At 43.1% G+C, this 21,034-nt stretch carries 18 protein-coding genes; all 18 read right to left on the bottom strand.

Annotated features, from left to right (window positions below; all coding sequences use genetic code 11):
- Positions 1-95: 95 nt before the first annotated feature.
- Positions 96-1,203, bottom strand: a protein-coding gene (gene prfB / locus PCC7418_RS13940) for a peptide chain release factor 2 (protein ID WP_015226829.1) whose coding sequence is annotated in 2 segments (ribosomal slippage) — positions 96-1,130 and positions 1,132-1,203 — 1,107 coding nt in all. Because the reading frame shifts where the segments join, the coding sequence is not laid out codon by codon here.
- 44 nt (positions 1,204-1,247) lie between these two features.
- Entirely contained in the window at positions 1,248-2,879 is a 1,632-nt protein-coding gene (locus tag PCC7418_RS13935; protein ID WP_015226828.1) for an HlyD family efflux transporter periplasmic adaptor subunit, read from the bottom strand.
- Between the two features lie 30 nt (positions 2,880-2,909).
- Positions 2,910-5,966 (bottom strand): peptidase domain-containing ABC transporter, encoded by a 3,057-nt coding sequence (locus PCC7418_RS13930; protein WP_015226827.1) that lies wholly within the window; start codon positions 5,964-5,966, stop codon positions 2,910-2,912.
- On the bottom strand, positions 5,963-6,718 hold the full coding sequence (locus PCC7418_RS13925) for a peptidylprolyl isomerase (RefSeq protein ID WP_015226826.1): 756 nt from the start codon (positions 6,716-6,718) through the stop codon (positions 5,963-5,965). The genes PCC7418_RS13930 and PCC7418_RS13925 overlap by 4 nt, the downstream gene beginning before the upstream one ends.
- 127 nt (positions 6,719-6,845) lie before the next feature.
- Positions 6,846-7,592: a hypothetical protein gene (locus PCC7418_RS13920; RefSeq protein WP_015226825.1), complete on the bottom strand. Its 747-nt coding sequence runs from the start codon at positions 7,590-7,592 to the stop codon at positions 6,846-6,848.
- A 160-nt stretch (positions 7,593-7,752) separates the two neighbouring features.
- On the bottom strand, positions 7,753-8,703 hold the full coding sequence (locus PCC7418_RS13915) for a hypothetical protein (protein WP_015226824.1): 951 nt from the start codon (positions 8,701-8,703) through the stop codon (positions 7,753-7,755).
- Between the two features lie 23 nt (positions 8,704-8,726).
- Complete coding sequence (locus PCC7418_RS19475; RefSeq protein WP_015226823.1) at positions 8,727-10,175, bottom strand: hypothetical protein; 1,449 nt, start codon at positions 10,173-10,175, stop codon at positions 8,727-8,729.
- A 201-nt stretch (positions 10,176-10,376) separates the two neighbouring features.
- Positions 10,377-11,366: a permease gene (locus PCC7418_RS13905; RefSeq protein ID WP_015226822.1), complete on the bottom strand. Its 990-nt coding sequence runs from the start codon at positions 11,364-11,366 to the stop codon at positions 10,377-10,379.
- A complete protein-coding gene (locus tag PCC7418_RS13900) occupies positions 11,347-11,934 on the bottom strand; it encodes a putative colanic acid biosynthesis acetyltransferase (RefSeq protein ID WP_015226821.1) in 588 nt (195 codons plus the stop codon). The genes PCC7418_RS13905 and PCC7418_RS13900 overlap by 20 nt, the downstream gene beginning before the upstream one ends.
- Positions 11,935-12,169: 235 nt before the next feature.
- Positions 12,170-12,781 carry a YdcF family protein gene (locus PCC7418_RS13895; RefSeq protein WP_015226819.1) on the bottom strand — a complete coding sequence of 204 codons (612 nt, stop codon included), beginning with the start codon at positions 12,779-12,781 and terminating at the stop codon, positions 12,170-12,172.
- A gap of 37 nt (positions 12,782-12,818) precedes the next feature.
- Positions 12,819-13,997 carry a glycosyltransferase gene (locus PCC7418_RS13890; protein WP_015226818.1) on the bottom strand — a complete coding sequence of 393 codons (1,179 nt, stop codon included), beginning with the start codon at positions 13,995-13,997 and terminating at the stop codon, positions 12,819-12,821.
- A 152-nt stretch (positions 13,998-14,149) separates the two neighbouring features.
- The gene (locus PCC7418_RS13885; RefSeq protein WP_015226817.1) at positions 14,150-15,580 is read right to left on the bottom strand and encodes a hypothetical protein; all 1,431 of its coding nucleotides are present in this window, start codon (positions 15,578-15,580) and stop codon (positions 14,150-14,152) included.
- The gene (locus PCC7418_RS13880; protein WP_015226816.1) at positions 15,573-16,739 is read right to left on the bottom strand and encodes a glycosyltransferase family 4 protein; all 1,167 of its coding nucleotides are present in this window, start codon (positions 16,737-16,739) and stop codon (positions 15,573-15,575) included. Before PCC7418_RS13880 ends, PCC7418_RS13885 begins: the two co-directional genes overlap by 8 nt.
- Positions 16,736-17,839 carry a glycosyltransferase family 4 protein gene (locus PCC7418_RS13875; RefSeq protein WP_015226815.1) on the bottom strand — a complete coding sequence of 368 codons (1,104 nt, stop codon included), beginning with the start codon at positions 17,837-17,839 and terminating at the stop codon, positions 16,736-16,738. The genes PCC7418_RS13880 and PCC7418_RS13875 overlap by 4 nt, the downstream gene beginning before the upstream one ends.
- A 155-nt stretch (positions 17,840-17,994) precedes the next feature.
- Positions 17,995-18,183, bottom strand: coding sequence for a hypothetical protein (locus tag PCC7418_RS13870; protein WP_015226814.1), 189 nt, complete (start codon positions 18,181-18,183; stop codon positions 17,995-17,997).
- Positions 18,150-18,869, bottom strand: coding sequence for a sulfotransferase family 2 domain-containing protein (locus PCC7418_RS13865; protein WP_255348285.1), 720 nt, complete (start codon positions 18,867-18,869; stop codon positions 18,150-18,152). The genes PCC7418_RS13870 and PCC7418_RS13865 overlap by 34 nt, the downstream gene beginning before the upstream one ends.
- Positions 18,870-19,003: 134 nt before the next feature.
- A complete protein-coding gene (locus PCC7418_RS13860) occupies positions 19,004-19,735 on the bottom strand; it encodes a class I SAM-dependent methyltransferase (RefSeq protein ID WP_015226812.1) in 732 nt (243 codons plus the stop codon).
- 71 nt (positions 19,736-19,806) lie between these two features.
- The gene (locus PCC7418_RS13855) at positions 19,807-21,024 is read right to left on the bottom strand and encodes a glycosyltransferase family 4 protein (protein ID WP_015226811.1); all 1,218 of its coding nucleotides are present in this window, start codon (positions 21,022-21,024) and stop codon (positions 19,807-19,809) included.
- Between the last annotated feature and the right edge of the window lie 10 nt (positions 21,025-21,034).

Here is a 21,034-nt window from a genome sequence, read left to right as displayed (position 1 = left end):
TTAAGAAGGTATCTCGCTAGAGTGAGGATTGCTATATCCCAATGTTACCCAAAATCAGCAAAGAAAGTTACTCTTATCACAGAAATGGACTCTGATTATTCTTGATTGTTGCGGAGATAGGCTTCAATGAAAGCGTCAATCTCCCCATCAAGCACATCTTCAACCGCACTGGTTTCCACATTAGTACGGAGGTCTTTCACCATTTGGTAGGGATGGAACACATAGTTCCGAATTTGGTTGCCCCAAGCTGCTTCTACGGCTTCTCCACGAATTTCAGCAATTTTTTGCGCCCGTTGTTCTTGAGCAATCACAATTAACTTTGATTTGAGAAGCGCGATCGCTTTTTCTCGGTTTTGTAATTGGGAACGTTCTTGGGTACAGCGCACAGCAATTCCCGTCGGAATGTGAAGAATACGGACGGCTGTTTCTACTTTGTTAACGTTTTGTCCACCCTTCCCGCCAGCGCGAGAGGTGGTAATTTCTAAGTCTTTTTCTGGGAGTTCAATATCTTGGATCGTGGTTTGATCCAACATTGGCATCACTTCTACCCCAGCAAAACTGGTTTGGCGTTTCCCGTTGGCGTTAAAGGGCGAAATCCGCACGAGGCGATGCGTGCCTTTTTCCCCTTTGAGATAGCCATAGGCGTAGCGTCCTTCGATTTCAAGGCTTGCAGACTTAATTCCTGCTTCATCCCCTTCCGAAAGTTCCGCTAAGTGGGCTTTATAGCCTCGTTTTTCCGCCCAACGAGAATACATCCGCAGCAGCATTTGCGCCCAGTCTTGAGCGTCCGTTCCTCCTGCGCCTGTGTTAAGGGTCAGGACTGCTCCCCGTTCGTCATAAGGCTCACAGAGGAGTTGTTGCAGTTCCCAACGCTCTAGGGATTGCTGCAACGCTTCTAGATTTTGGGTAGCTTCTTCCCAAAGTGCGGGATCGGCTTCGGTTTCTAGTAGTTCAATGATGGCTTGGGTATCTTCAGCGCGATCGCGCCACTGGTGATATTGCTCTAAAGCCGATTTCAAGTCATTGAGCTTTTGCAAGGTCTGCTGCGCGGAGTCTGGATCATCCCAAAACTCAGGTTGTGCAGCTTCTTGTTCCAAATCTTCAATTTTCGCCTGAATCCAAGGTAGGTCAAAGATACTCCTGAGCTTTGCCCAGGCGTTCCATGACCGTTTCTACATCTCGTTTTAAGTCTGTAATTTCCATTGTCATTGTTTTTTTTCAGTGAGAAACTCTACTGCTTTCTCAGCCTAACGAACATTTTTCAGGCTTTCCACTTCTTTGGTAAAGCGCTCTAAGAAGAGGCTGATCACCCGTCGGTCTTCTCGCAGTTTAATGTTAGTGCTGACAGACATTCCTGACTGAAGCGGAATTTCTCGACCATTGGTGTTTAAAGTTTGGCTATCGAGTCGGATTTTAGCGGGAAAGCGGAAGAAATCATAAGTCTGGTCTGGGGGGAGAGCATCAGATCCGATCGAAATAATTTCCCCTTCAATATCCCCATACTCACTAAAGGGAAAAGAATCAATACGCACATCAACGGTCATCCCTTTTTGCACAAAGCCAATATCTTGGTTGGTAATGAAGACTTCTGCAATTAAGTTTTCTTGAGGAACAATCTTCATCAATTCTTGGGTGGGATTGGCGACAAAACCGGGTCCGGCTTGCAGATCAAAAATCTTGCCACTAATGGGAGCTTTCAAATTTTGATATTCCAGTTGTTGCTCGGTTTGACTAATCTGACTTTCTAATTCCGAAATCCGATTTTGATTATCAACAATCGCTTTGGTCAACTGGCTATCAATTTGTGCAATTTGTTGTTTATTGCGAGCAATCCGATCCAGCACATCTTTCTGGGTTGTTGCTTGGGTGTTTTCTAACTCTTGTCCAGCTTGGGTGCGGTCAAGCAACAAACGTTGTTTTTCTTGCTGTAGTTCTGCTAAGCGTGCCTCTTGTTGTTGCACTTGTTGTTTTTGTTCAATTTTCCGAAATTCAGAAACTCCTCCTTCTTCAAAGAGTGTGGTTAGTTTCTCTAGTTTTTCTCGTTCAGTTGCTAGTTGCACTTTTGTATTGTCCAGTTGCACCTCCACTCGTCGCAATTGCTTTTCAATTTGCTGCTCTTCTAGACGGGCTGCCTCGGTACGAGTATTGGCTTCTTTTAGAGAGGCTTGGAGACGTTCAATTTCATCGAGCCCTAAATTTTCATCTTGCTCCCCGATACCAATTTGAGCTCGAAAGAGACGGTTTTCTTCTACCAGAGCAGTTCGATTTCGAGCCAGCATGGCAACTTCAGCAGGGATCTCCAAGCGATTAATTTCGGTTTCTACTGCTGTTGGTGCAGTTGTTGCACTATTCATCACTTGGCGATAGAAACTATTTTCCTGTTGGAGAGAAGCGCGAATTCTCTCCAAAGATTCAATCTCTGCTTGGGCGGTGGTTGAATCGTAATGTAAGAGGACTTGTCCAGCTTTGACAATATCTCCCTCTTCGTAAGGCTCTCCTTTGCGGTTGGGATCTTCTCCTGGTTCGATGGTGGTATTATTTGCCATCCGTTTGACAACACCATTAATAGGAGACTGCACTTCTTTGACATTACCTTGGGGCTTGAGTTGCCCTTGGGCTCCGACGGCTTGCTCAATTTTGGCAAAGTAAGACCAAACCACGCCAAAGGTAATCACCCCTAAGATCGTTCCCAGTACCACGCGGGGCCACAGGGGAGATTGACTGAGAACAACGGATTGGTCAAAGTTTTCTTCGTAGGGGTTATAGGGAACGGGGCTACCCGTTTGGGATTTGGCGAGTTGTGAAGTTTTGACATTGAGCTTCCCATTTTCACTGGGAACCATTGATGAGTTGGGACGATTACCATTCGCTTGGCTCATTGATTATCTCCTGTTGAGAGTTAACGGTGACTAGACACGAGATTCTTGTTGTTGGTAGAGGTAGTAGTAACGCCCTTGGAGAGCCATTAATTCTTGATGATTGCCTTGTTCAACAATTCTTCCCGCATCCATCATCAGGATTAGATCTGCATCTTTAATCGTAGCTAACCGATGAGTAATGAACAATACCGTTTGGTTTTGGAACACTTGTGCTAAGTTTTGGGAAACTTGTGCTTCTGTTGTGTAGTCAAGGGCACTGGTTGCCTCATCTAAAACCAGAAGTTGCGGGCGTTGTAGAATTGTCCGCGCGATCGCGATCCGTTGCCGTTGTCCTCCTGAAAGCGCTGCTCCTCGTTCTCCCACTTTCGTATTATAACCAGCAGGAAGATTCATAATGAATTCGTGAGCTACTGCTGCTTGGGCTGCTTCAATAATTTCCTCGGTGCTGGCATCGGGATTAGTCAAAGAAATGTTTTCTTGGACGGTTCCTTCAAAGAGTAATGGATCTTGAGGCACAACCCCAATTTGTCGGCGTAAGGAGTAGAGTTCAACTTTAGAGATATCGTAGTTATCAATTAGAATGCGCCCTGTTTCGGGTTCATAAAGACGAGCCACTAATTTGGTGAGGGTACTTTTCCCAGCCCCGCTTTGTCCAACAATGCCCACAAACTGTCCTGGTGCAATGTCGAGGTTAATGTTATTCAGTTGCATGGGACCTGTATTTTTAAATCGGAAGGAGATATTTTCGTAGCGAACTGCTCCTTCGATTGAGGGCATAGGAATGTTATCGCGGTCTTCTTCCCCTTCTTGAGGATTATCTACAATATCGCTGAGACGTTCTAACGACAGGGCTGTTTCTTGGAAGTTTTGCCACAGTTGGGACAGTCGCAGTAAAGGACTAGTCACTTTCCCGCCGATGATACGGAAGGCAATCAGTTGACCTAGGGTTAAATCTCCTTGCAGAACTAGGTAAGCGCCGAACCAAAGAACAATTAATCCTGAGAGTTTATTGAGAAAACCACTACTCGAACTGGAAATCGTAGAAGTAACAACGTTGCGGAAGCCAGCAGAAACATAACGGGAGTAAAGTTCTTGCCACCGCCAGCGCGATCGTAGCTCAATATTTTGCGCTTTGACGGTTTGAATGCCAGATAAAACCTCGACCAAGTAAGATTGAGTTTGAGAATTACGTTCGGCTTTGGTTCTGAGTTGAGCTCGAATGGTTGGTGAAAAGAAGAAAGTGACTCCCATTAAAAGAGGAACAACAGATAAAGCAGCGAGGGTTAGTTGCCAACTGAACAGGAGCATGACTCCGATATAGACCACGGAGAAAATGGAATCGAGAACAACGGTTAAAGCAGTTCCAGTTAAAAACTGACGAATCCGTTCGAGTTCATTAACGCGACTGGAGAGTTCACCAACTGGGCGTTTCTCAAAGTAACGGAGAGGAAGTCGTAACAAATGATCAATGACTTTTGATCCCAACGTCATGTCGATGCGGTTGGTGGCATCGACAAAGATATAGGTGCGGAGAGTTGTCAGGACTGCTTCAAAAATGGCAATGACGAGAACAAATCCTCCTAAAACATTCAATAAGTCTGGATTCCCTTGTGCAATCACTTTATCAATGATGACGAGCATCATTAACGGGAATGCCAAACCAAAAATTTGAATAAAGAAGGAAGCAATAAAAACTAGGGTCAAAGTCCCCTTATACTTGTTGATATAAGGGAGAAACCATTGAATTCCAAACCGTTGTTGTGGCGTTTCTTTGGTTGCTTCTAACAGGAGGATTTGTCCCCCTTCACCCCAGATTTCTCCGAATTCTTTAATCGATTTGGTAACAACCCCTTCTCCTGGAATTCCCAAGACGACTTCCCGATCATTACTGTCATACAAAAGGGCTAGATCTTCGCCCCAACGGATTAAGGCGGGTGGCGTAATGCGAGCAATGGCTTTGGTCGGAATTTGTGTCAGTTGCGCTTTCAGTCCTAACAGTTCCGCGATCGCGCCAGCAGCAGGTAAGGATAAACTGTCAGTTCGTCGCAGTTGATCGGTTAACACTCGGCGAATGACTTCCTTGCGAAAGGGGAGTTGAAAATACTGACTCAGCATATGAAAGCAGGCAAAAGCCCGTTCCAGAGCGGTGTTCCCTCGGGGTCGCACATGAGGATATTTTTTCAGTCCTACCGTTTCCCCTTCTACTTCATAATCATCGGTTCCAGGCATGACGCTGGGGGCTTCGGATACTTCCACCCCATCAGTCACCGCAGGAGTAACGGTTGCTGTTTCCTCTATTTCTGGTGCTTCTGGTGCTTCGATCACCTCTTCTTCCGCAGCCGTTTGTGCGTGGGGATTGAACCAAGGTAAGTCTGATTTCTGGAAGCCCACCAAGCGAGCGGATTGTTTTCCTTCGACGGTTAAGACAATGTTCTCTTGGCTCAAATCAAGACGGCTTCCCATCGGGGCATTGAGGAGTTTCCCACCACCACTAACGAACCAAACCCGTTGTTGCTCTTTTAAGGGATGATCACTGGGTAAGTTGGCCACTTGATGGTTTCCTGGGGGAAGCAGTTGTACGACTGCTGTGTTTAAGCAGGTGTCAGTGAGGGCTTTGAGATCAATCCCGCCATGAGGTTGACGATCTTGTTCTTGGCACAACAGAGTAAAGGTTTCTACGGCACTACACTGGTGTTGCAGCGCTTGCCGAAAGTCATCGTACTGTTCGTAGAGTTCCCAGAAGTCTTCTACTTTTAAACTTAAACAAATGGATTCTTCGGAAGCAATGGCGGTTTCACAGGGAGTTCCCCGTACTAAACCCACCCAACCGATGGTTTGACCTGGACCTGCTAATTCCAGGGTAATCGGCATCTGATTGCTGGACTGATATCCCAACAGCCGAACGTGCCCTTTATAAATAATTTGGATTTCTGTGGGCATCCGTTCCCGCAGGGCGAGGGCTTGCCCCATTTTGTAGCGTAGGGGTTGTAGCTTTTTCGAGAGCCTTTCCCGTGCTTCTTGTGGCAGTTGGTTAAAGGGAAATTGCTCGCTGAGAAAAGAAACAAAATCGGTTAGTGTAAAACTCATGAGGCTACCTCGGAGGTTTCCGAATTCAATGGTTCAATCGTGGTCATTTTCTTGACTTCCTCTTCCAGCCATTTGCTAAAGAGTTCGTTGAGAAGTTTTTGACGAGTTGCGTCGTTCAACTGTGCGGAAATGAGTTTTTCTAAACGCACAATAATGCTCCATTCGCCAATGCGGACGGGAGGCCACAGTTGACTGGGTTCGCTTTGCATCAGCATTTTAGCAATTTTTTCATGGGGGGTTGTCACAGGAACGGGTCCGACTATCCCTCGGGTTTCTGCTTCGGGTCCTTGGGAATAGGCTTGGGCTAGTGCTTCAAAGCTCGCTTCTTGATTTTGGAGACGAAAATAGAGTTCGGTCGCTGTATTTTGATCTTTAGTGCGTAGCAGGGAATACACCACCTGATCAAGGTCACGTTTGCGTTGGAGGAAGTAAGATTCAATTTTTGAACCCCAAGTCTCTTGCTTAAATTTTTTAATTTTATAGCTACGCACGGCAAGGGTCTCTAGATCTTCCTGTTTCAAGCCCGTGTGATTGAGCCAGGCTTGTAAGCGGTTGGGGTCATTGAGCCGATTTTGGCTCACAAACTCTTGTTTGGCGGTTTCTACTTCTTCCCCAGAGCATTCAATTTGCGCGATCGCGCGATCAATCACCAATTCCCTTAACAATTGGGGCAGCATCTGATACTGCTTAAGATGGGAAAGGAGTTGTTCTGGGGGAATTGGGGTTTGGTTAACTTTTATAACCTCAGTCATGGGATATTTCCTTACGTTCCTCCAATCAGGTGCAATATGAGCGATAGACCCAGTTATCCTCCTAAACAAGAACAGCACACCGACACGCTCTAGGTGGCTGTTCTAATCAAGTATTTTTACTTTAGCGTTAGTTTGGCATAACTTGGGATGGAAAGATACCCCCTTCACGTTTTCCTAAGAATTTTTGATGCACAATTTCGCGGAATGTTTCTAAATTATCAGACCAGCGATCAATTTGAGCCTGTAATTGGGAAGTAGCATTCGCTCCCTGTTGCTGAGGACGATAATTAAAGCTCCCTGAGAATAACAGCGCAGGTATCGACTGGCTCGGTTCGTTTTGCGTGCGTAAGCGCACTTCATTAATACTCAAATTCAACTGACACTGTTCTAATTGATAAACAAAATTAACCGAGGCTTGGGGCAGACCATTTCCCACTTCTCGCCATGGACCAGGAGCGATCAGATTTTCAACAATAAATTGACGAGGATTACGCTCTTGCTCGTTACCAGAACTAATAATTGTTTTCGGGGCAATACTGACCGTTTGATACCCTGCTTGGGCAAATTTCGCCATAAATGCTTTCGCCACCGTTGCTGATTGTAAATTCTGCTGATTTTGGGGATTCAAGGGTTCAGCAAAGGTGATGCTCCGTTGCTGAGCAACAATATTCACCCCATTCTTGAAGTTTAATCGCGCTTGCAGTTGGTTCAAAACGGGTTGTTTCGCCAGTTCCCAGTCAGCAGGAATCACACCCAGTGAGCGCAAATTATCTAGGGTGAGCATTGTCGGATTTAGATTTTGAGCGGAGAGTGTAATCGCCAGTTCTTGAATATCCATCGGCTGGCTTAAGGGATTGGAGGCTGCATCTGCCATAAGTTTTTCTTAACCTTAATTCTACGGATTAAACTACCATCTAAGAGGATATCGGAAAATTGACTCTTTGCGTTGATGATTTGGAGTTGTCTCATCAAAACCCCACCTTAGCTGATGCGGTGGGGCTTTAGGAGGGATTTGAATAAGGTGGAGCCGAATGTCAATCTTCTCCTGCTATTTGTGTTGCTTCTGACGCTTCAACCAGGATTTGCCGAATTGCTAAGAGTTCCTTCGGAGGATTTCGTAAGGTTGCTTCATCCAAGGAGTTAACAATTTGATTAAACAAGTTGATGGCTTGTGACAATTTTTGAGCTTGATCCACTCTCATCGATAAATCATCTGTAAAATCCTCATCCACCTCAGCTAGATCAGATGCTTCTAGCTCAGAGGCATTATAGGTGGGAATCTGCTGGGAAAACCCATCAGGAATGTTTTCTGTGACGTTAACCCCTTGTTCATTGTAATAATTTGGCCCCGCTTTAATGGTATAACCCACGACATCTTGACCTTCCTCTGCCTCCAGGGCTTCAATATACTTTTGGGGGTCACAAGGATCTTTAACATCCCCAAGATAGTTATCAACTTTAACTGTTGAACCCTCCGCTAACTCATAAACGACATGAGAGATCCCATTGGGAATGTTGGGACAGCTTTCAAGGTTTTCATCCTCATTGACTGCATCATCGACATCATCAAAGGCATCAGTAATCAAACCAACTAACTCCTCTGCAATTTGTTCAGAGATCTGTTGACTTTCTATGAGAGCCGTGATGAGGTCTTGTTGATTGTTTGGGGTTGGATCAACTAAAACCTCTGCCAGAGTTTGTTGAGTTCCTTGAGGAATATCATTAGGGTCAAAAAACGTTCCAGTGTCTAACTGATCTAACATATTCGAGACGCTCCCAACATAGTCATTCGCAGTTGGTTCAGGAATGCCTTGGGTAACTCCCTGTTGTTGAAATTTGGAGCCAGCAGCATTGGTGGTTGAGACGTTGATCCCTGTTCCAGAGGTATCTGTCTGAGCTTGCACTGGCTGTACCAGTAGGCTAAACACACCTCCCATTAACGCGAACCCAAGACCGACTTGTATTGAAACTAATTTGATCTGCATAATTGGCAAATTTCCTCTTCAGCCTAGAATAAGCGTGTGCCGTAACCAACACTCAAAATAAAACGAGGGTCATCGCTAAACTCCCCCGTTAAGTCAGTAAAGGCGGGGGTAATGACTAACGGAAATTCTTTAAATGGGGCAAGGGAAGCTCCCAAGGCGAGGGTATTACCCGTATATGCTCCCACCAGAGAAAACTGTTCGGTGACTCGCAACCCAGCCGAACCAAAGATGTTAACCGTTTCGTTATCTTCTTCAATGTCATCAAATTGGCGAAACCGCCCTGAACCAACACCGAGCGTTACTGCTAAGGAACTAAAAGGCTCTGTTATGTTATCGCGTAAAGCGAAAATATTAGTTACTGAGCCATAATAACTGGTCTCGGCATCAAAGTCGCCATATCGGATAAAGTTTTCTGCACCAATGGCTGCAGAGGTTGTTGTGCCGAGGATGCGGTGTAGTTTTAGGCTCACGCCTCCTGTGTCAAAGGGAGTGCTACGAACTGTGGAAAAAGAGGTATAAGTTAAGTTAACTCCAATACTGTCTTCAGGGTCGCCGATACCTAAGCCAAAACCAAAGCTCGCATCATCACTGCCATCGCCATTACGGGTTGAATCTTGGAAATCCAGCCCCGAAAACAATTGACCATGACGTGCACCATAGCCCGTGGGAACACTAATACTGATGGCAGGTGCAGATCGTTCTGTAGCAACAATAATCTCTTCTGTCGCTGGCTCAGGCACTAATAAATTTTGCACTAACTCTTCACGACTGGCGGTATTATTTTGGGTGACTTGCAACTTTCTCGGTTGATTTTGACGCTGATTTTGAGGCGGTGTCGGCTTTGTTGTCGTGACCTGAATTTCGTCCTTCGGAGATGGTGAGGAAACAACCTCCTGTTCGGGACGGGGATTTGAGGATTGTAGCGTGACTCTTGCTGGTTGTTTAACCTCGCTAAGGTTATTCGCAGATGTTTCTTGTAAATTTTGTCGTAACCGCGCGATCGCGCTGGCATCTAACTGAAAAGGATTGTCTGATTTCTGATTAAACAGAAGCTGATTAATCGCAGTTAATTCCGTTTGTCGTAGAGTAGAAAAAATATGACGTAAGTCTTGAATTTGATTGGAAGTTAAGACATAAGGTGAAGATTGGTTTTGTTGTACGCTTTGCAGTTGCTCCTGAATTCGTTTCGTTTCCTTAATTTTTGAGGAAGAAATATCCAAGGTAGCAATGAGTTCCAAGCCACGGATTGTGTCTTGCAATTCTTCTGCGGTTAATACATTTTCCGAGGGGACATCTGCGGTAGATTCCTGTGAGGGAGAGGTCGGGTTAGTGGAGGTTTGCGAAGAGGCAGGTTGCCAAATGAGATCTCTGGCTTCGGCTGCTGGCATACCACCAGAGAGCACACCCACCATCATTGTTCCGAGTAATCCCCACCCTAATCGATAGCCCATAGAAAGTTTATTTAACAACATTATTTTCGGCTAAGTAATAAATGTCGAGAACTCACTATAATTTACTAGATCTACCCCTTCTCTGCAACAGGGCAAACTCGCAAAAGCCTCTTCAAATCATTAGACAATTGTTCACTTCAACTGAGTAGTGGAGTCAAGTTAAATGATAGTAATGGGTTGCGGTTTTTCGGCCAGTTTTATTTTTCCCGAGGGGTGAGGGAGTTAACCGGATAGATAGTTATACCCAAGGGTGAGTAAGAAAATCAATTGTGCTGAGATTGCAAACAAATAAATAATGATGCGAGGTTTAAAGACAGAGAGTAATAAACCAACGCTCTTTAAGTCAATCATCGGACCAAAGACAAGGAAAGCAAGTAATGAGCTCGTGGTAAAGGTGGCGGAAAAAGAAAGAGCAAAAAACGCATCAACCGTTGAACAAATTGAAATGAGTGCTCCTAATAGCATCATCACGATAATGGAACTCACTGGACTTTGTCCTAAGCCTAAAATGAGTTCTCGTGGCGTAAAGACTTGAATCCCAGCAGCGATCGCGCTTCCTAAAACTAAGATCCCCCCTAACTCTCGTAATTCTTGAGTCAAGTTATTTAGAAACGCCTGCATGGCGATTCCTTGGCGAGAACTTCTACGATTGGCAATCGTTTCCAATGGAATCGGTTGACCACTTGCATTCAGCAAAAAAGTTCCTGATTGGAGTAAAGTGGGTTCTTGCTTTTTTGGCTGAGGAGAATGTTGGCTGAGTTGTTTGGCTACCGTTGGTTGTAAGAGAACTTTGACATCTTTTTGGACACTAAAAATACAACTAATAATAACAGCAACAATTAAAGAAAACACCACTCTTAAGCCCACGATTTCGGGTTGATCACGAAACGCAATCCAAGTTGACCAAATAACAATTGGATTAATGGTTGGTGCTGCTAATAAAAAGCCAATCGCCACCGAGACTGGCACTCGTTGTAAGAGCAAACGTCTTGCCACAGGAACATTTCCACATTCGCACACGGGAAAGAGAAATCCCACTAAACTTCCCATTAAAGCCCCTAAAATTGGGTTTCGAGGAGACAAATGAATCAGTTTTGCTTCATCAATAAAGAGGAGTAAAACACTTGATAGGATGACTCCCATTAATAAAAAGGGAAATGCTTCAACAATTAAACTCAGAAATAGGGTAAAACTATTGCTTAACTGACTCATTTGATGGTTCTTGCTGCTGATTTTCCTGATGAAAGCGTTTTTTGATCGGTTGTGCGGGATTACCGACATAAATTGTCATCGGAGCCAAGGATTTTCCAGTGACACTGCCTAAACCCAGTACCGCCCCACGACCAATGGTGACATCAGGTCCGATAATGGCTCTTGCTGCAATCCAACTTCCTTCTTCAAGGGTAATCGGAGCAGTGAGCAAAGAAAAGCTCGGGTCATTCCAGTTGTGATTACCCGTGCAGAGATAAACCTCTTGGGAAACGCAAACATGATTTTCAATGATAATCGGAGCAAGATTATCTAGCCAGGCTCTCTCCCCCAACCAGACATAATCCCCAATGGTCAAGCGCCAAGGAAACTTAACCCGCACCCCTGGTTTAATGCGAACCCCAGACCCAATTTTTGCTCCAAATGCAATTAGCAAGCGGGTTTTAAAGCCAGAAAAGGGAATCCAGTACGTTTCGAGGAGGGGACGACCCACAAAGTACCACAGCAGTTGCTTCCAATAGGGAGCACCGGGAGTATAAGAGCCTGTCGTATATTGATCCAGTTGCATCATGAAGTTAGTCAGAATTACTCAGTAGAGGCTTTCAGATTTGTTTTTAACTCTTTTAACATCTGTCGAGGGCCTTGTTTTTCTGCTTTTTGAATTAGATCGGGAATCATTTCACTAACTGGAAAGTCTGGAAAAGCTAGACTATTACGAACCAGACTGGCATTTTGAATCTAAAAACAAGTATCGGGTTCAACTCCTGCAATTTCTGGATATTTTAAGGTCGCCTTTTAGCCCCTCGTTATAGGGGAAGTTGATGATCCACATCGCGCCCTCTGGGATGGAAGCGGAGGAAACTGCGTCCAGTGAGAATCCAAACCATGCTGCGGATACTGTCTCGAAAGGTAGAAAACCATGGTTCAGAAGACTTTTCCGAGGGAATACTGATCGGGGTAACGGCAATGTTGCGACTGCCAAAAATGAAAAAGGCAATGACTTGAGCGCGAGGGAGATGGAAGTCTGAGGTGAGGAGATAAACGTGCTGAATCTGATTTGCTTTTAGTTGATCAACGAGACAGGTAAAGTTGGTGACAGTATCAACGGCACAATAATCTAAATGAAGGCGAGACAGAGAAATTCCAACCTCCTGAAAATAGTCATTGGTCCATTCGGGCGCACTGCTTGATGAAATCCAAATGGGAAGTTTGGGATGGGCTTGAGCCAGTTTTGCTGCTGCGCGATCGCGGCTTTTACCGCCACCAGGAACGAAAATCGCTTGCGGTTGGGGAGATTGGAATTGCGCGATCGCGATTTGGATGGGAATCATCATCACCCGCGCCACAAACAAGAAAAGAACCAATTGAAGCAACCATTTTCGATAAAGGGCGAGATTGTTTCGGCGGGGATTGAGCATTGCAAGTTCCAAGCATGATTGATGATTGGGTTGAGGATTAGCGTTTTCGGTGTTGGACGATAATCTCTTGATAAGTTTGAGCCAATTGTTGCGCGATCGCGCTCCAAGAATAACGCTCTTGCACTAACTGACGCGCATTCTCTCCTAAATCCTTTCGATATTGAGGGTGTTGTAACAGTTCAGCTAGGGCTTGGGTGAGACGTTCTTGCTCTCCTTCAATAATAACCCCTGCTTTTGCCTTCTCAATTTCTGGGGCAATTTGCACCCCTGGCGTAATAATGACGGGTAAGGGGACAGCCATGGCTTCCGCAACCGCAATGCCAAAGTTTTCGGAATAGGAAGGTAAAGCAAAAATATCTGACCCTTGTAGCACTAAATCTTTATCGTATCCAGTCATAAATCCAGTAAAGGTTACGTATGGGTCAAGCCCTAAACGGGTCACTTGCGCTTGTAACCCTTGAATATAGTCGGTTTCCCCTGAACCGGCTAAAAGTAAATGAACCGATTGACCTTGTTCAACTAACTCAGCAACGGAATCAATTAATAACTCTGGTCGTTTTTTATAGTGTAGTCGCGAGAGAAATAAGACAATGGGCGTTTCTGGATCTATCCCGTAGCGGTGGCGTAACTGCTGACGAGCATTCGGAATGGGTTGAGGTAACGCAACGCCTAAAGGTAAAACCACCTTGGGAGCGTGCACTCCAAAATTGCTAACATCTTCCGCTTCCCCAGCCGATGTACAGTGAACCGCTGCTGCTTGGTTTAAATTTTGTTTTTCAAAGAGAGTGCTATAAACTTGTTTTTTGAGGCGACCTTGTGCTAGAGCCCAAGGAGTGAGTTGTCCCATCGTACGGACGGTGTAAGGAACATTGTGCCAACGCGCTAGCCATGCGGAAACGGTGGGAACGTAGCAAAAGAGATAGTGATGGTCAAGGAGATCGTACTCCGTAATATGCCGTGCTAGCCACTGGGTTAGAGATAGAGAGGGAATAAACGCTTTCATCCGAGCCAGACGAGGAAAAAACCAAACGGGAACGCCTTGATAGTCAACCCGGCGCTGAAGTGGGACATCGAGCAAGTCTTGTTCATCATCATTGGTGGTTAGGATCTCGGCATCAATATTTAAATCTTGCAGCGATCGAACTAAGTTGAGAGCAACTTCTGTGGGACCACCATGCTTAGGACTCAGAGATGGGATGACATGTAAAACTCGCATATATATGATTAATAGGGCTACGTACTATAGTGCTACACGCAAGACAATAGGGAATAGATGGCTGGTCACCTCATTATTCGTCGTTTTGTTAATTCTGTTCACCTAGTCTCCTACTTTCCCCATCACCACCATTAATTAAGAAGGTTTGAACTCTATCTTTTGTTCGCTCCAATCAAAGAAGGAACAATTTGAGCAAAAAAGATTAAGGCGATAATCGGGAGAATCATGGTAGTAAAAAAAGCCAGACTGCGCATGGTCATCGCAGCCACAAAAAATCCCAGCGCTCCTACTGCTACGGCATACCCAGATGATTGTTGGGTTGTAATCCGAGTCCACCAGTTACTGGTTGCTCCAATAATTAAGGAGACAACAATGACAGCAATCACACCACCGAGCATATAAGCCTCACCAACATAGGTGGTTGCAACTGTCATTTGTGTCGCCCCCACAATGTCTTCAATGGAAGTGCTTAACTCTACTGGTTTACCAGGCCATAATACTCGGGGAACTGGTTTGGTGGCAAATACCTGAATCATTTCCCATCCCAGAAAATCATAAGTATTCGGCATGGCATCTACAATTTTACCAATAGGCCAGAGATTGTAATCAACTGCTAAGCCTTCTTCAGCTTGAACGCTTTCATAAACTCCCCATTCAATATATTTTCTAAGTCCAATATTCCTAAAGCGGAGCATATGTCGAGTTGCAAATAGCATTGCGTAACCAGCAATTCCAAGGGGAATAACAATTTTCCAAAGTCGGATTTTTTCTAAAGTTAGAAGATATCCCCCTAAAAAACCGGCTAAATAAGCACCAAAAATACTGCGAGTGCCACTAGTAAAACCTTGATAGAAAGTGAAAATCAAGATCAGAATCACAAGAATAATTTGCCATAGTTTAAAGTTTTGACGCCGATTCAACAAAATCCCCCCAATGGGAGGAATTGCATAGCGTAAAAGGGCTAATTCATAAAGCAGTGATTTCCATCCACCATATGCTCCTCGCGACCAAGGCTGGCTAAAGCGAGCTCCTAGCATTTCGTCCATAGCTTCTATAACATTAAACTGAACTGTCGATAATAGATAAAAATAGCCTAAGAAGCTGGAAATTAAGAAAAGACGGAAAAGGGATTGATCAGGAATAGTGCTAAAGTTCAACCATTTTTTGGGAATGGGCTTGAGAATCGTAAAATGCCGACCAATTACTAATCCGGCAAAACCTAATAAGAGTATATAGAGAGCATCAACAGTTTGCTCAGAGGTGAGTAAGTTATTAAAGCCTTCTTGAGGAAATAAGAATTCAAAGAGACTAAAAAAATAGAGCCCTGAAAGACAAACTAAATCAGTGCGAAATAAATTTCTCCAACCGCGAGTGCTATCAAAGCAGAGGCTTCCAAAAAAGCCTAGTCCCACAAAAATGGAGGCTTGTTGAGCCATTTCACTGGGAAAGGCATTGGGATTAATTGTGAAAAATGCAAGCAAGATACCCGTGAGTAAACTAGCACTAGCTGCTGATGTCGGTTGCGGCACATCCTTGTTTCGTTGGATGCGAGATGGAGAATAATCAAGAGAGGAGTTAGCCATAGTTTAAACTGGATTGAGCGCAGAAATGATGGTATAAGGTTTCGTATTGTTCGATCATTTTTGATCGAGAAAATGTTTCTTCTACTAACTCGTAACCTCTTCCTCCGATTGTAGAACGTTGCCTTGGGTCAGCTAGATATTTTAAGGTCGTATAATCTTGTTCCTCAACGATCGCGCACACCCCTTCTGGGAAACTTAATTCTTTGGCTAAGGAGGGAGTAATAAAACAAGGGAGTGACCAAGCCATGGCTTCTAATAAGGCAAAGGGTAACCCTTCAAATTCAGCTGGGTGAAAGAAGGCATCTGCTGCGGCTAAATAAGGAGTGACATCAGTTTGCCATCCCAGACGTTGGATATAGTCTCCTGCTTGCTTATTTTTAACCCATTGTTCCCATTCGGGTGCAGAACGTCCATCTCCCACCCATAAAAATCGCACCTCTGGAAAGATTACTTTGAGATAGTTTGCCCATTCTAAAAATAAAAGGGGTCGTTTTTGCGCTTCCATGCGTCCAATCGCAACCACTAGCAACTGATCCGCTTTCACTCCTAATTGCGAACGGGTTTGCTCTCGCTTCGTTATCTTTTCTTGTTCAGTCGGAATCCGAACTCCATTTTCAATCGTTTTTATAACTGGGGTTTTAGACTCAATAAACTCCGACAAATTTTTTCCCCGAGTTTGCGAGATAGCTACTAAAGCTCCTTGGAATTGCCTTAAGGAACGCTTGGCGATTTTGTCCCGCCCCCAACCCAAAAACGCGCCTAAACTGCCTTGGGTTTGGGTAATATGAATGGTGGCAACGCTGGGATAGGGTAAGCTGTTCGCTAGCTGCAACAGATCAAGACCATCTTCTAAATTTTGTTTATTGAGGTGAATCAGTTGCGGTTGAAAACTTTCCCACTGTTGTCTAATTTCAGGAGAGACTCGCGGAATTAAGTGACTAAAAGAGCGGATTTTCCGATCATATGTGTTGCTGTAGCGCGATCGCAGCACTTCCCCAAATTCCTTAAATTTACTGGCAAGTTCATCCATACGAGGATGATCAGAACACCACAAACCAACGCTATGCTGTCGCTTAGCCAGTTCTTGACCCAAATAAATTAAATACAGTTCACCTCCCCCCCGAGAACCAGAACTGGTACTTACAAAAAGAATTCTCACTGTTTCAGTGCTCCCTGATCAATCACGGCTTCCAAAGCATCCACCCACTTTTGCGCTCCTACCGTGGGAGACCAATTCTCTGCTTTTTTCTGAGAGGCAATACTAGCTCTTTCTATCGCTTGTGGATTTTGTAAGAAATTAGCGAAAGCCTCGGTTAAAGCATCCACATCTCCTGCGGGGAAAATTAGCCCATTCTGCTTCGGTTCAACTAAATCTCGGGCTGCGCCAACCGCATCTGAACAAATGATCGGTAATCCTGCACCCACGGCTTGGTTAACTACAACTCCCCAACCATCGTAACGACTGGGTAACACAAATAAATCAGCCTGGCGGAAAAAATAAGGTAAATTTTCTGGAGCTTGGAAACCCGCATATTTGATTTTTTCCTGTGTTATTTCTGGTAGATTTTGCAGCATCTGTGGCAGTTCTGCTTCTCGTCCCACGAGCAGTAAACGGGCCTCTAAGCCTTGTTGTAATAGAGTATTAAAGGCTTGCAGTAGAAGATCAATTCCTTTGCGAGAAATCATTTGACCACAAAACAGAATCGTTGGTGGCGTGCGAGGGCGTTGCGGGATTTGCTTCTGAAACTCTGATAAGTTGCAATAGTAAGGGATATTAAAAATTGGTTTATTGGGAAAACGTTTCTTATAGTCTGCTACTGCTTGAGAACCAATACCAGCAATCCCTCGACACTGTTCTAAAGGTTGAGCTAAAAACGGTTGAATTTTTCCTTTTAAACCATTAGAGGAAGCGACCATGGCTTCTCCCCAAAACATGCAAGGAACTTGTTGCGCTTGCCATCTCAAAATCAGTTGTGCAGTCAAACTCATGTAACCATTAAACACAACAACATCCACTTCTTTTAGATTAGGAAAATCCCAATTAAAGTGAAACCGAGACAATCCCCAAGATAGATCAAATCCTGGTAAAATACGTTCATAGCTTTGGATGGGTTTTTCTGGCCAAGGCGAATCTGAACAAGCAGCTTCGAGATAATTCACTTGTAGATCTACTTTCGGATGTTGGGAAAGAGCATAAAGTAGATCGCGTTGATAGGGAGATGGTAAAACAGAGTAGAGAATAACTTTAATTAAATTCATCACTGTTTACTGTGAAATTCACAGATTATTAGTAACGGTCTTTATGACAATCTAGGCAGCTTTATCAGCTGAGAGCGTATTTTTCTTTTGCGTTTTTTATATTGTATTACTAATACTGAATTTATCACTTAATGTAAATTCTAGAATCTAGAGATTTATATAGGACGATTATTCTCTCCTTTGATAAAAGCCTTAAGAGTATCATATTTATTATATATTGGTAAAAGTGCTTTATTATATGCAAAATTCTTTTTCTTGAAAGAATAAATTTCCTTTAAAAACTCATCGCCGAAGCTTTCCAACTGCTTTTCTAATTGATGATAAGCAAATTGATAAAGAGCCATATCATATTTATTTTTTCTTTTAGTTTTTCAATCATCAAGTCACTAAAATCCCAACTACTAGATGTAAGAGGCTGATTCTGATTTGTATTTTTGTAAGTATTACGCCTTAAATAATAGGGGTTTTTCCAATTTAACTGTTTTTTCAGCAAAAGGACTGATTCGTCAAATTTTTCAACAATACCAACAAAGCTAAATTCATTTTCTATGTTTTGTTTAGCTTGTTTTAGCATATCTTCATTACACTTTCCAACTGGGGTTCGATTAATAAATAGATCGCCATAATCAGGAGGATTACCAAGAATAAATCTTAACATTCCATTATCTAATTCCATTAAATTAGATTCAAAAAAAAATTCCTTTGGAGAAGCATTACGTGCTAAGCCATGATAATATGCTGAACTATTCAACTTAGAATATCTATAAAGAGAGAGGAGACGACTAATAGGTTCTCTTAAAAATGTAATATAGGTATAAGGATAAGGTAAAAACTTGTGAATGCCATAACAAAAATGCCCCATAAAATACTGATCTTGCATCGTGATCGAAGATAAACGTTTTTTAAGTGATACTGGATCTGGAGACGAATTTAATTTCTCTTGGATTAAGTTCTTAGTTCGCTGTAATAAATGAGGTCCATAACGAGAGCGGAGCATTCGCTGCAAAGTAATACCAGCCGTTTTTTGGATATGTAAAAAATAATAAAGGTCTGGTTAATATCTGGGCTTGAATTCATGTTAAGCATGGATTTAATTTCAATGATATTTCAATTAATTTATAAGAATAATATCCCTCTAATTAATTTGAGAAGAAGTCAATATGACTATAATTGTTTACTCCTTTCATCAATTTCTCCTAAAACAGCAATATGAGACGCTTCTTTATACAAGTGATTAGCTAACCCTTTAGTGCTTATAATCATTTTTATCTGAGAGCTTTTTTTAAGTTGTGGCAATATATCAAATAGAGAGAAAGGATAAAAAACACCATCATAATCAGTCAGGTGGTAACCTTTAAATTTTGTTAGAATCAAACGAGTTCCCTTCAGACCAAAAAGAGAACGGACAATTTGTTTAGCTGTTTTAGTAAAAGTTGTCCCCCAACCATAAATATTATGATCAGAAATATAAATAGCCCGAGAAGCAACCCTCAACATTTCTTGAACAACAGTCTCCGGGCAATTAGAATGATGAAGAACGCCAAATGCGGTCACTATTTCAAATGAGTTATCTGCATAAGGTAATTTTCTCCCATCACCTATATCAATTCGTGCAGGATCAAGACCTTTGTCAAGAGCTATATCCCGCAACTCTGGAATGAGTTCAATTCCCCGATAGTCTAAGTTGGGAATATATTCCTTAAGGTAAAGAAGCGCACGTCCTGTTCCAGTTCCCACGTCTAATATTGAAGTCAATTCTTGGTCCAGAGCATACCCAAGGAGAATTTTCAATGCATTATGATGTTCATCGTCTTGATGGACTTGCATTTGATCATAATTACTAGCCGTTTGACGATAGTAGTCTTTTAATTGAGATTCATCGGTTGTATTAGTCATAGTCAAGATATAATATTTTTCTAATTATTTATGGGCTCAATTGAAATATTCAATCAGCAACAATACTAATTTTATTTGGAACAATTTTGTTCTTTACTCACTAAAAATGAACTGTTTTGACTATAATGTCTAAGGTGAAAAGGGTAAGATAATAAATGTTTTAGACAAGCAGCGATCGCGCCCCCAGTAACTTCTGACAAAATCCAGCCATTTTCTCCATCTGTTACCACTTTGCCACAATTTTGAGAAGCAATAATCGGTAATTGCCAGGCTTGTGCTTCTAACTGCGTTAAACCAAATCCATCAGATAGCGTCGGAAAGAGAAACACATCCGCTTGCTGATAATAATAAGCGGTTTTGCTGCGAGGAATACGACCAATCCAATGCACTTGAGGATGGTTTTGGATGTCTTCTGGAATATTAATTTGACAAGACCCGACAATCCAAAATTCGATGGGGTATCCTTCGAGGGATTGAATGGCTTCTAAAACTGCTGCCATACCTTTTCTAAGAATGACTTGTCCTAAGAATAACACTCTCAGGGGACGTTCGGGAGAAAAAGTATCAGGATAAGTCCGAACAAAATTTAGGGCTTCTGCTGGTGGAGTATAAACTAGGGGTATGATCTTACATTTTTCAGTTTCAATTCCTGCTTCTTGTAATAACTGACGCGACCATTCAGAATTAACAACAATGTGATCGGCAAGTTGACATTCTTCTCGCCAGTTATCCCAATAGTGAGGAGGGGCGGGTTTCCATTCTGGGGCTAAATCAGGGTGTCTTTCATGTTCTGCAATGACCAATTCTTCTTCGCGAATTCCTGGATCAATTTGCCCTAAAACGGTTGTCCAACCCTGTTCTTTAGCAAAGCGGAAAATTTCTAACGCTGCATAGCTGTAAGAAAAAATGACAGGGGGTTCAGATAACTGATTTGCGATTTTCTTCAGTACGGCTTTTGCTTTTTTCTGAAACCAGTTATTCCGCGCAATGGTACATTGCCATCCCGAAATTCCCCGTAGGCGTTGACTTAACTCAAAGGCAATCAGAGAATAATTAAAAGCAGAAACTTTTGCATCTGCTAATTCAGAATGATAACGCCCTCGTAAGTTGGCGGAAACACGAGGTAAATAATTCAGTTCGGAGTGAGGAGAAACCCAAGCATCTGTAATGAGATGAATTAATTGTCCCTCTTGGTGTAAAGATATAGGAATAGCATAGTGTTCCCTGGCACCGATTTGGCAACAAATCCATGAGGAATGCTCTTTTGATGGGAAAGATTCAGTCACCATAATTCATTGA

This window comes from Halothece sp. PCC 7418, assembly GCF_000317635.1.
GTDB lineage: Bacteria > Cyanobacteriota > Cyanobacteriia > Cyanobacteriales > Rubidibacteraceae > Halothece.
Note: the sequence above shows the minus strand (reverse complement) of the source record. Positions and strands in the feature narration are given on the sequence as shown.